This is a genomic window from Bacteroidota bacterium, from assembly GCA_016706255.1.
GTDB lineage: Bacteria > Bacteroidota > Bacteroidia > Chitinophagales > BACL12 > UBA7236.
Window position 1 is genome coordinate 70,845 of record JADJJZ010000030.1, and the last position, 12,536, is coordinate 83,380.

Here is a 12,536-nt window from a genome sequence, read left to right on the forward strand (position 1 = left end):
ATATTATTTCATTTTTAGTAAATCCCCGTTAACATTTTTGTGTTGCGGGGTTTTCTTTTTGCGATTAGAAATAAAAATCATCGGAATGACAAATAAATAATTCTATTTTTGCTTCAACGAGAATTATTTTCGTATAAACCACCCATCTATGGAAAATCATCAATTTCGTCCTGAGAGCCTCATGATGAGTTATGGCTACAAGCCTGAACTTAGTGAAGGCGCAATAAAATGTCCGATATTTCAAACATCCACTTTTGTTTTTAAAAATGCAGAAGCAGGAAAACGTTTTTTTGAAGTTGCTTACGGATTAAGCGAACAAAAACCCGGTGAAGAGCAGGGTTTAATTTATTCGCGACTTAATAACCCCGACCTCGAAGTATTGGAAAACCGCCTTACCCTTTGGGATGGCGCCGATGCCTGCGCCGTTTTTTCAAGCGGCATGAGTGCAATTTCTACTGTTTTGTTAGAGTTCCTGAAGCCGGGTTCATTTGTGTTGTACAGCGCGCCGCTGTATGGTGGTACCGACCATTTTATCAATCACGTATTGCCGCAATGGGGCATAGAAAGTGCCGGATTTGATGCAAATAGTACTGAAGAAGATATCGAAAATATCATTCTTTCAAAAGGCGGAAAACATTTGCGCTTAATTTATGTGGAAACCCCTGCCAATCCGACAAACGCATTAATTGATTTGCAAATGTGCAAACGTATTGCAAATAAATTTTCGAATGATGAAAAACAAGTGGTGCTTGCAGTTGACAATACTTATATGGGCCCGCTGTGGAGTCACCCGTTAAAACACGGAGCAGATTTAGTAATCTATTCTGCTACAAAATATATTGGCGGACATAGTGATGTGATTGCAGGTGCCGTTTTGGGAAATCATGCATTAATGACACGCATTAAAACAATGCGCACATTTATGGGAAATATGATGAGTCCGTGGACCGGCTGGTTATTGTTGCGGAGTTTGGAAACATTAAAACCCAGAATGGAATTACAAGCGCAAAATGCTGTAAAAGTTGCCGAATTTTTGCGCGAACATCCTAAAGTTGAAAAAGTGTATTACCTCGGTTTTTTAGAAGAAGGTACCGAACAATATGCCATTTATCGCAATCAATATTTATCTGCAGGCGCAATGTTAAGTTTTGATGTTGTGGGTGGAGAAAAAGAAGCGTTTACATTTTTAAACAATCTAAAACTAATCAAACTCGCAGTATCATTGGGCAGCACCGAATCGTTAGCTGAACACCCTGCTACGATGACTCATGCTGATGTATCACAAACTGAAAAAGATAAATTGGGCATCAGCGAAAAACTCGTGCGTATTAGTATTGGCGTTGAATATTATGAAGATTTAATTTTTGATATTGACCAAGCGTTAAGTTTAATTTAAGGAATTAAATAATTTCGTTGATCAGGAAGTTGTTGTTATTAAAAACAACAGTTTCCTGATTACGTTTCCCTATAAATAATTAATTAACATCAGCGAAAATTAACTGAATGAATTTGTATACAAATAATCCTCGCAGTAAAGAAGATGTAAGTGGTTGCTTTAATATAGGGTTTCAATTTTTATAAAAGGAATAAATGGCTTTACCCTATAAGTATATAAAACTGAAGAGTTTGCAGAGTATTATATGATCATTCCATAAATCAAATTTCCTACAGCATTAAAAAAATACCATTTGCGAATGTATAAAAATTTGCAGGGGAACTACGATATTAATGCCATTTGTTATTTCAACAGTGTATCACTCTGGTTCATATGGGTTCCGATCCATCAAAAGGCTCTTGATACCCGCCCGTGTTATAAAACAAGTCCATATCCCAAGTCATTTTAATTGGCATTTCTCCCTTAACAAAATTTATAAATGCACCAAAAGTAATCGAACTGGAGATTTCAATGATCTTGGCAGAATCGCCATTATATTGACCTGTTTCAGGTGAGTATGTCCCAAACCTGTTCATTACAACATTGAATTTTGTGGTATCTATCCAAAGATATTCTTCAAATTCTGAATCAAATGCATTTAATTCATCCGCAGTAGGGTCGTATCCAATATAAATGGTGTCTAAATGTCCATTTGCATCTTCAAAGTACAACGGTATTGACCATTGTGGTGTTGTATCCTGCAAAAGACAATAAAAACAAATTGATTAAGTAATTTAAAACCGTGTGTTTTGTATCCCGTCAAAATCAAAAGCCAAAAAATCGAGGAGCTGATGCGGTTTAGCGACTCTAATATGAGAACTAAGAAGAATTAATTAACCTAGTAAGTACCCTTTACTTACAGTTATAAAATTCTATCTATCTCGGCTTTATACCTAAGACAAAAATTTCGATTTATTGGAGCAGTTTTTTATCGGTTTGCACATTAACTACTTGATTATCAACAGGTTATATGTTTTTAAAAGGGTCATTTAGCGGAAATTATAGGCATTTATCACCCAAAAAAAACTGTAAAAAGTCATAATTCATCCAAATTCATATCTGCTTTTCAACTTTAAGGGTTAAAAATTACCATTCTGAAGCAAGTTTAATCTTTACATCAAGTTATATAAATAAAAAAAATCGCGCCGAGGAGTGACGCGATTTTTTGAATTGGTAGTATAAACCTACTATTGAATTGACAAAGCCTGTGTTGACAGGGAACTTCCTCTATTAATTTCAATCAGATAATTACCTGCAGATAATGCACTGATATCAATTGAGTTAGATGTTCCGTTTGTGCTGTTATTTTCATAAACTACTTTTCCTGTAAGGTCAGTAATTTTAATTCCTACAATTGCATCAGCAGAAGTATTATCGATATAAACAACATCATTTGCTGGGTTAGGATAAATGGTTAATCCTTCAGCAAGTGGATTCTCTACACCTGCATTTTCTTCTGCAGTCATTGTTTTTTGTTGTGGTGCTACCGGAATTACTTCACGGTCAATTTTAATTGCACTTACACCAACAAAACTTAATTCAACTTCTTCAGCATCAGTTTTGCCTGAAATATTATCTACAACAACAATACTTAAAGTACCAATCTGGCCGTCACCTGAAGTGTTTGCGCGATCTTTACGCACGATAGTTCCAGTAACTTGTTTAGTATCACCAAATGTTTTGCTCAAACGTAATGTTTCACCAACATTACCCATCCATGAATCATCCCAGTTTATTTTTAAACTAGCTGCATCAATTACATCTGCATCAACATTAATTGTAAATGTGATACCATAAATTTCATCAATGCTGGTTAAATCATCGCCCAACATAATTGGAATTTCATTTAAACCAATTTGTAAAACATCAGTTGCAGGCGCAAAATATAATGGAGCTTCTCCACCTTCTAATCTTGTATTATTTAATGGATGATCTAAACCTAAGTTATTAATTACTGCAGTTGTATCATCATCATTAATTGTTCCGTTACCATCACAGTCGGTCCATTTTAAATCATTTAAAATATACCAATAAACAGAATCCGGTTCCATCCACGCAGCAGCTAATTTACCAGACCAATCGATAGTCATATCTTCACGTGGAGTTCCTGTTGCACCGTAGTTAATACCGATTTCAAATAAATCGCTACCATCGGCATAACCATCATTATTAGCATCACCCGGCCAAACGCAATTGAAAATACAATCGTCGAATGAACCATCAGCATTTGATTTAATTACTGTAAAACGCTGATCAAAATTTTCTAACCATTGACGACCAGCAATTAAATATCCACCATCGGCAGTATTTTCTACATCCCAAACTTCCATTCCGGTTTCTCCGAATCCGCCCGGTGCTGCCATTATTGGAATTGCTATATTACCTAATTCAGCACCTGTTTCGCCATCCAGTACCCAGCCTGCTGTGCTTAATTCGCCACCATCCTGACTCCAGCTTATTACATTGCCACCGGCTAATTCAACAGCCCAAGCACCTTCTTCATAAGGAGAACCGTGATTCAAAAATGTAGCCCATTCAACAGAACCTTCTGCATTTAATTTTCTTACTGTTCCATTATAATTACCGAGCCCATCAGCTCCTGAACCACTTAAAAGTAATCCGCCATCAGCGGTGGTTTTTAAGCCATTCCAATAACCATATTCCCATTCAATTCCCCATGGAATATATGTTGAATATTCAAGATCTAAATCACTATCGAATTTATACACGATTTTATTTCCGTAGTTTCCTGTTGCATATGCAAATCCACCATCAGCGGTTGCGGTAATACCTACTTCTTTATACTCAAAATAACTCCATAACCAGGCAGCTCCTGTATCAGGCGCAACGGTCCAGCTTGACAATAAACTACCATCTGTGCCCACTTCATAAAAAGTATGCTCAAAATCTGCTAAACCACCAATAATAATTCGTCCGTCAGTTAAACGCACTGCTTGTCCACCATATATATAATAATTACCGGCCCAGGCATCTGTAGTCCATTCTAATGCGCCATCAGTATCAAGAGTTACAATTTCAGGTAAGCCGATATCAGAATTATAAAAAATTGATACACCACCATCATCATTTGGTAAAACGCTATTCGCATTTCCGTATGTCCATCCTAAACCCACTGGCGTATAGCTCCATAATTGTTCGCCATTTGCATCTAATTTAACTACATAACCGCCTGTTATTAAAGCCGGGTCATCTCCGCCTAAACCACAAGCCCAGTAATTACCATCCGGGCCTTGAGCTACATCGCTAGCCCAATTTCCTGATTGTGCGAAACCCCAGCTCTGGGCGTTTGCAACGTTTGAGAAAGAAAATGCCAAGAGGAGCATGGCAATAGGAGTAAATAGTTTTTTCATATTCGCGCTATTTAAAGGTATCTGAGACAATTTTACAGATACAAATATCTACTACCCCAAAGCTAAGTTAAAGAACAGAAAAATTAGCTTATAGCACGAAAATAAACGCAAAATCACGCTAATTTGCTGATTATCAACAAATTAGCGTGACAAAATTGTCTGATTTATAGATTTTTTGGCGATTAATCTTTTAAAATATCCAGTATTTGCGCCTGTTTGCCGGTAGCGGTTTGTATTTCAAGCACATATTGACCGTTGGCAAGCTCAGGTAATATTATGGTTGTAGATGTAATGGTATTTGTCGAAAACACCATTTGTCCATACATATTAAATAACTGAATTGTTTTTACCTGATTAATATCAGCTATATTTAATTCATTACCTGTTACCGGATTAGGATATATAATAATTGCTTTTATATTTTCATCAACAATTGCATTTGGCGATTCAACTGTTACATCATTTGCAACAATACTTAATTCTTCATCATTCACATCAATTGCTTTTACATTTTCGAAACGCAAACTAACGGGAGTACCTTCTGTTTTTCCTGCAATATTATCGATCACAACAAAATTTAATGTTCCTATTTGTCCGTAACCCGATGCATTTGTTTGATCCGTTTTTGCAAGTGCACCTGCAGCGGCGGCAACATCAATACTTGTTTTTGATAAATGTAATACGTCATCAACATTACCCATAAATGAATTGGTAAAATTAATTTTTACTGAAGTTGCATCAATATCATCTCCTTCAACAATTGCAGTAAAACGAATTCCATAAATTGCATCTACCGATTCCGATGCATTACCTAATAAAATCGGAATACTGTTTAAACCAATATGTAAAGGACCATCGGGAGCAAAAATTAATGGCACTTCACCTTCTGTTGTTTTTAATGCATATACAGCATGTGCAAGAGAAAAATTTGTGCTTACTGCAGTAGTATCATCATCATTAATAATACCATCACCATTACAATCAACATATTTATGATTTTCACCTGATGGTAAAGTGGTTGTCCATTCGTTTGCACTATGTCCGTACCATCCAATACTCATATCAACACGAGGATCACCGGTAGCGCCGTATCCCAGGCCAATGGCAAGCAAATCATCCATGTCGGCTAAACCGCTGTTATCAGCATCGCCGGGCCATACGCAATTAAAAATACAATCAGGCATTACATCACCTGCGCCTGAAGCAATAACTAAATAATAAGAAGGCTCAGCAATTGTCCATGCAATACCACCAGTTACATATTGATCAGTGGCAAAAGTTTCAACAAATTCAAATGCATTATAAGGCGCATAATCTAATACTGTAGTTCCCGTTTCAACGAGAGCGGAATTTAAATGGACAATTTCTACATAATCACCTACTGCCATATCCCATGAATCACCAGAAAAATTATATCTGATTAATTTATAATTTCCTGAAGCCGTTTGTGATATATCACCACTTGTTGAATGTAATAATCCGCCGGAAACATTTTGAAAGTTTATAAAATTGTAAGCTGTATTACAACGTGCAATTGTTGCCTGATAATTATCGGCAAAAAAACCGGTATTTCGTGCTCCTGAAATTATGACACTACCATCTGAATTTAAATTAATTTGTGTTGGGAAAAAATTATCAGTTGCATAACCGATTGTATTTCTTTCTTCGAGATTTAATCCCGCATCAATTTTTATTAAGTCACAATAAAATGTATCCAAAACACCAAAGCGCGTAGCAAATAAAAATCCGCCATCTGCTGTATTTATAATATCACCTGTTAATGCAGTAATTACCGTTAAGCCAATTAAATCTGCATATATATGTGTAGTTGTTGAAATTAAATTACCTGTTGTATTATCAACGGTATATATATCAAGCTGACGAAATACATCGTTTGCAACAACACAGGCAATATCACCTGATGGTAATTGATAAGCATACGTTTGTGCGGCAGTATTTTCACCCAGCAAGTCAGACCATGATGAACTCTCCCAAACCATATTGCCTGAAGCATCTGTTTTGAGGAACCACGGACGGTAACTTGGTCCAATGAGTGTAGAAATCATAAATCCACCATCAGAAGGCACTTCGGCGATCCGGTTAACAATTTCTATAGAACCGGGTTTATCATGTGATTGTTCCCAAAGTACATTTCCGGCAAAGTCGGTTTTAGCCATCAAGACTTCACCTTCCATTATATCAATTAACCCGGCTTCGCCAACGGTTAATATACCATCGCCTAATACCAGCGCAGCTTTCGCATCGGCTCCAGGCCAAACGGCAGCAGCTTCTTTCGCATAAACCCATGGGTCCTGGGCCATTGCTACTGTGGCAATAGCCAGCAGTGCACTAAAGAGTATAGATTTCATCGCTCTCATAAAGTTATTCTGTTTGGTTCTCAATAGCACAAATGTCTGCTAAAAATATTGTGATAAATATTACAAAAATGCTAATTTTATAGCGGTAAAAGTAGGCTGTGGTTTATCCTAAATGATTGATTTTCAAATGTTTAAATGGTATAATATTCTAATTTTATAGCATGGCATTACCCAAAATTATTAGTATTTACAACACATTGCCACCAAAAGAACAGGAGCGGTTCGGGTTGTTTGTGCGCAGCCCCTTTCATAATACTCGTCAAAAAATCGTGGTTTTGCATACTTATATAGAGTCGCAATATTTACATCAACAAGATGAAGCCGAAATTGTATGGGATAAAAAAGCAGCGCATCAAAGTGTTTTTGGGGAGAAGAAGTTTAATGAGTTGCAGCTAAATAATCTTTTAAGCGATTTATATCAGTTGCTGGAAAAATTTTTAGCCTGGGAAAAATTTGAAGAAAAAGGTGAGCAGCAAGATGTGATGGTGATTGAAAATTTAATGGAAACATCAGCACTCGATAATGCCGGGAAAATTATCAAACAAAAAACCTTATTAAAAAATAAAGATGCTATTGCAGGATTTAAATTGCAGCAATTAGCCGATCAATATTATTTTCAACGCTCCCGAAAAGGTAACAACGCATATTTATTAAAAGGCCAGGAAACACTCGATATCTATTATTTAAGTAATCAGTTGCGAATTTGGTGCGAGCTGTTAAGTCGCTCCAACATTTTAGCGTTAAAATACGACGCATATAAATTTCATCGGTTTATCGATTTTCTGGAAACCAATTTAAATGAATATGGCAATCAGCCTACCATTAGTATATACTATCCTATTTTATTATGGCTGAAAGACCAGAAGAATGACGCATGGTATGATGGTTTCAGAGAAAAACTATTCCGCCATATTGGAGAGTTTCCGGAGCAGGAAGCAAAAGACATTGTTGCCTATGTGCAAAATTATTGTGTTAAAAGAATTAACGAAGGCCGCAATGAATTTCTAAAAGAATGGCTGGAAATTTCCCGGTTTATGTTACCCCTTAATTTATTAAAAGAAGGTCAGCATATTTCAGAATGGACCTATAAAAATATTGTTACCGCCGGTGTGCGTTTAAAAGAATTTGTGTGGACAGAGCAGTTTATTCACGAATATTATACGCAACTCGCGCCAGATGGCAGAGATAACGCTTATCAATATAACCTCGCAGTATTATATTATGAAAAACACGATTTTAATCGCGCCATGCAATTATTAAATAAAGTACATTTTACCGACCCGAATTATTATCTCGACGCAAAAAGTATTTTATTAAAAATTTATTATGACCATCATGAATACGATGCCATTATTTCATTACGCGATACGGTAAAAATATATTTGTTGCGCGATAAATTATTGAGCAAGAGTCAGAAGTCGCTTTACAAAAGTTTATTCAACAATACCATTAAACTTTACAAATTGCGTATCGACAAAGGTGTTACCAATAAAGAAAAATGGAGCGCCCGGCTTAAATTATTAAAGCAAGATGTACATAGCTCAAGCCTTGTAGCAAACAAACAATGGCTAATGAAAGAGCTTGAGACCGTAAGTGATTCCTGATAGCTTACAAATCGCGATTTTTGGTAATCACCCATCCCAGCACACAAAATAAGACTGCATAGCCAAAACCTACGGCCAGCGAAAGTGCTGTTGGCGCAGAAGGCGGAGCTTCTAAACCACCACTCATAATATGATCAACCGGAACAGGTACCATTTTAAGGAAATAGGTAGCTACCGGCATATAATCACCAACACCATCCGGGAAAATTCCTTCGCGTAAAATCACATCAATTGGAAATAAAAACAGCAGAAAAATAATTACTGCTAAACCGGTTCTTTTGAACAGAGTGCCAAAGAAATAACCCATGGACATCATTCCTAACGACTGAATAAAGTATGCGAAAATAAATCCGGAGTGGTCAAACATTTCACTTCTTGCTTCGGGAAGCGAATAAATATTTCCCGCAATTAATCCGCTTACTACTAATATAATGGTAGTGATAGTGCTCAATAAAACGATTAATGTTATCTTACCCAAAGCAGCTTCCTGCCGGGTTAGACCATCAATGATATTTTGACGTAATGTGCGGTAAGTATATTCATTGCCCGTAACAAAAATTACCAGAATCGAAATAATGATATTAAAATAACAGGCATATAATGTATAATAATTCCAGATGTTTGGAAAGCCCAGAACATTGGCAGAGGTAATGCCCTCTTCTCCGCCACCGGCAAGGTTTTTACCGATAAGCAGTGCTAATATCATAAGCAATAAATAAATAGCAAATAATATTTTAAATGTTCTGTATGGAACAAGTTTAAGTAATTCTATTTTAAGCAGACGTATCATAATTGGGTTATTCGGCAGTTAATTCTAAAAATTGTTCTTCAAGGCGTTTTTTTCTTGCGTTGAGATGTTTCAGGTAAATATTTTTTTCGCTGAGATATTTATTTAATTGTGCAGCATTAAATGTTTCGTCAACATTTAATATCACGATATTATTTTCAGCCATCGCTTTTTTAATACCGGTAAACGATTGTAATGTCTGCAATAATTGTTCATTATTTTCTGCAGCAATTTCAATTTGTGTTTCACCTTTAATTAAATCGGCCACACTGCCTTCAGCAAGTAAAGTTCCTTTTTTAATTACGCTTACATGAGTACAAACTTTTTCTACTTCATCAAGAATATGGCTGGCAAGAATAATGGTTCTGCCGCCGGCTGATTGTTGTGTAATAAATTCACGCACTTCTGCAATCCCCTGAGGGTCGAGGCCATTGGTAGGTTCATCCAACAACAACACATCCGGATTACCAAGCAGTGCAGATGCCAGAGCCAGTCGCTGACGCATACCTAATGAATATGTGCGGGCCTGACTTTTTTTGCGTTCAAGTAAATTAACGGATGCAAGAATGCCATCGATTGTTTTTTCATCGACACCTTTAATTTTTGCAACTACCTTGAGGTTTTGTTCACCACTTAAATAGGGATAAAAATTGGGTTGTTCCAATAAAGCACCTATTCGCTTGCGGTTAATATCCAGCGTACCGTTGTTAAACCACGAATAAGCACCGGAAGTAGGCTGAATAATACCTAAAAGCATACCGAGCGTAGTGGTTTTTCCACTGCCATTTGGGCCAAGAATGCCATACACTGCTCCCTTTTCTACCCGAAGGTCGAGGCCGTTAACAGCCTTAATAGGACCGTATTGCTTTTTTAATGATGTAGTTGATAAAACGGTTTCCAAAATATTTAAGTTTGAAGTAAAAGTAAACAATTCATTGCTATCGGCAATCAATATGCCAATTTTCTGACTACTAAACGAATAATGCATTCAATATGTTACAGTTGTTTTCTATTAACTGAAATGTGGATTTAAAATTTTTTTTTGCCCTGAATTAAGTTTTATATTTGCCTACATGCTGCAATCTTGTTACCAGAACGAGTTAATTGAAGCCGGTTGCGATGAAGCCGGTCGCGGGTGCTTGGCCGGCCCGGTTGTAGCAGCAGCCGTTATTCTACCAAAAGATTTTTTTCATCCGCTGTTAAATGATTCAAAACAATTAACAGAAAAAGAACGTGATTTACTTGCACCGATTATTAAGGAAGTAGCTATTTCATGGAAGATAGGCATTTGTGATAATCATGAAATTGACAATATTAATATTTTGAAAGCAAGTTTTAAAGCCATGCACAAAGCGGTGGATCAAATGCAAAAAAAACCGCAACTGTTATTAATTGATGGCAATCGTTTTTATAAATATCCGCGTATACCACATGTTTGTATTGTAAAAGGAGATGCTAAATTTATGAGTATTGCCGCAGCTTCTGTTTTAGCCAAAACGCATCGCGATGAAATGATGCAACACTTACATGGCGAATTTCCTCAATATAACTGGTGTCAAAACAAAGGCTATCCCACAAAAGATCACCGAAGAGCAATTACGGAATTCGGCGCTACTGATTATCACCGAAAAACTTTCCGTTTATTACCGGATACCGCTGTTGAACTTTTTTAATTTGGTAATTTATTTTTTTCCGCAAACTACTTCCTGCATTGTTTCATAATCAAAATACTGATTGGCGAGTTCCATTAATCGTTCCGCGCTTACAGTTTTTACTGCATGCACCAAACCATCGAAATAACTTGTAGTTAAATTACTCATTACCATGTTTTTAACTACATTAATTCTATTGTATGGGCCATCGGTTGCGCGCAATAACCCGCCCATCATGTAATTTTTTATTATGGTTAATTCTTCTTCGTCTATTGGTGTAGATTTTAAAGCATCCATTTCCTTATAAATTTCAGTAATGGCTGATGCACAAACTTCATTACCAACTTCTGTTTCTACCGAAAAATAACTGCTGTGCACATAATGGGTTATAGATGAATATATTCCATAAGTATAACCTTTGTCTTCGCGAATATTCGTCATCAAGCGCGAGCCGAAATATCCGCCAAATGCTGTGTTCAGCACATTTAATTCAGCAAAATCGGGATGAGTTTTTGGGATGGAAATGGTTCCGATACGCACACTCGACTGCACGGAATCATCTTTATCAATAAAGTGTTTATGTGTTGAATCGGTATAAATAGATTTATCGGTTGCGGCAATTATTTTTCCGTTTGGATGATGTGTGCCGAAATGTTTTTCGATTAACTGTAATGTTTCAGCGGTAATATTTCCTGCCATAAAAATTGTAGCATCACCGGGAGAATAATGTTTTTTATGGAACACCATTAATTGATCATTGCTGATTGCATCATACGTTGATTCATCTACATGATAACCGTAAGGATGATTTGCTCCAAACAACACCACATTAAATTTTCTGTTTGCATGAAAATCAGTGTTTTGTGCATTGATGCGTAATTTTTGTTTTTGTTTCTGCACAAACAAATCCATTTCATCCTGAGGAAAAGCGGCATCTAATAAAATTTCTTCCGCAACGGGCATTATTTTATCGAGATGTTTACTCAAACAAAATAACATCATAGAAGTATAATCCTGTCCGGATTGAACATCTAAATGTGCGCCATAAAATTCGATAATATCGGCAATTTGTTTTGCGGTTTTTGTTGAAGTGCCTTTGCGCATTAAATTGCATACTGCGCGGCTGATGGCGTGTTTCGGTTCATACCATCGTCCTGCACGAAAACGTAATTCAATACGAATTAAATCTTCTTCAGCACTATTTACATAATATACTTCAACACCATTACTTAATGATGTTTTTTTAAAATTATTAATATCTAAACGGTCAATTAAATTTAATTCCGGCGCCTGCGTTCTTTTCATCATA

Annotated in this window: 9 protein-coding genes; 3 read left to right on the plus strand and 6 right to left on the minus strand. The window is 36.4% G+C overall.

The window, feature by feature from the left end; genetic code table 11:
• Positions 1-148: 148 nt before the first annotated feature.
• Positions 149-1,396, plus strand: coding sequence for a cystathionine gamma-synthase family protein (locus IPI65_22875; GenBank protein MBK7444277.1), 1,248 nt, complete (start codon positions 149-151; stop codon positions 1,394-1,396).
• Between the two features lie 368 nt (positions 1,397-1,764).
• Here the strand turns inward: IPI65_22875 and IPI65_22880 are convergent, their stop codons facing one another.
• From IPI65_22880 to IPI65_22890, 3 genes are all read right to left on the minus strand, one after another.
• Positions 1,765-2,139: a hypothetical protein gene (locus IPI65_22880; GenBank protein ID MBK7444278.1), complete on the minus strand. Its 375-nt coding sequence runs from the start codon at positions 2,137-2,139 to the stop codon at positions 1,765-1,767.
• Positions 2,140-2,622: 483 nt separating this feature from the next.
• On the minus strand, positions 2,623-4,806 hold the full coding sequence (locus tag IPI65_22885) for a T9SS type A sorting domain-containing protein (protein MBK7444279.1): 2,184 nt from the start codon (positions 4,804-4,806) through the stop codon (positions 2,623-2,625).
• A gap of 182 nt (positions 4,807-4,988) precedes the next feature.
• The gene (locus IPI65_22890) at positions 4,989-7,175 is read right to left on the minus strand and encodes a T9SS type A sorting domain-containing protein (GenBank protein MBK7444280.1); all 2,187 of its coding nucleotides are present in this window, start codon (positions 7,173-7,175) and stop codon (positions 4,989-4,991) included.
• Positions 7,176-7,345: 170 nt separating this feature from the next.
• On the opposite strand from IPI65_22890, the gene IPI65_22895 reads away from it, so the two are divergent.
• Positions 7,346-8,788, plus strand: a complete 1,443-nt coding sequence (locus IPI65_22895) for a hypothetical protein (GenBank protein MBK7444281.1) — start codon at positions 7,346-7,348, stop codon at positions 8,786-8,788.
• Positions 8,789-8,792: 4 nt separating this feature from the next.
• On the opposite strand, the gene IPI65_22900 is transcribed toward IPI65_22895, so the two are convergent.
• Together IPI65_22900 and IPI65_22905 are read right to left on the minus strand one after the other, a co-directional pair.
• Positions 8,793-9,578 (minus strand): hypothetical protein, encoded by a 786-nt coding sequence (locus IPI65_22900; GenBank protein MBK7444282.1) that lies wholly within the window; start codon positions 9,576-9,578, stop codon positions 8,793-8,795.
• A 7-nt stretch (positions 9,579-9,585) separates the two neighbouring features.
• Complete coding sequence (locus IPI65_22905; GenBank protein ID MBK7444283.1) at positions 9,586-10,476, minus strand: ABC transporter ATP-binding protein; 891 nt, start codon at positions 10,474-10,476, stop codon at positions 9,586-9,588.
• Positions 10,477-10,648: 172 nt separating this feature from the next.
• On the opposite strand from IPI65_22905, the gene IPI65_22910 reads away from it, so the two are divergent.
• Complete coding sequence (locus IPI65_22910; GenBank protein ID MBK7444284.1) at positions 10,649-11,248, plus strand: ribonuclease HII; 600 nt, start codon at positions 10,649-10,651, stop codon at positions 11,246-11,248.
• Between the two features lie 9 nt (positions 11,249-11,257).
• Here the strand turns inward: IPI65_22910 and IPI65_22915 are convergent, their stop codons facing one another.
• Positions 11,258-12,535 carry an insulinase family protein gene (locus IPI65_22915; protein ID MBK7444285.1) on the minus strand — a complete coding sequence of 426 codons (1,278 nt, stop codon included), beginning with the start codon at positions 12,533-12,535 and terminating at the stop codon, positions 11,258-11,260.
• Position 12,536 lies beyond the last annotated feature (1 nt).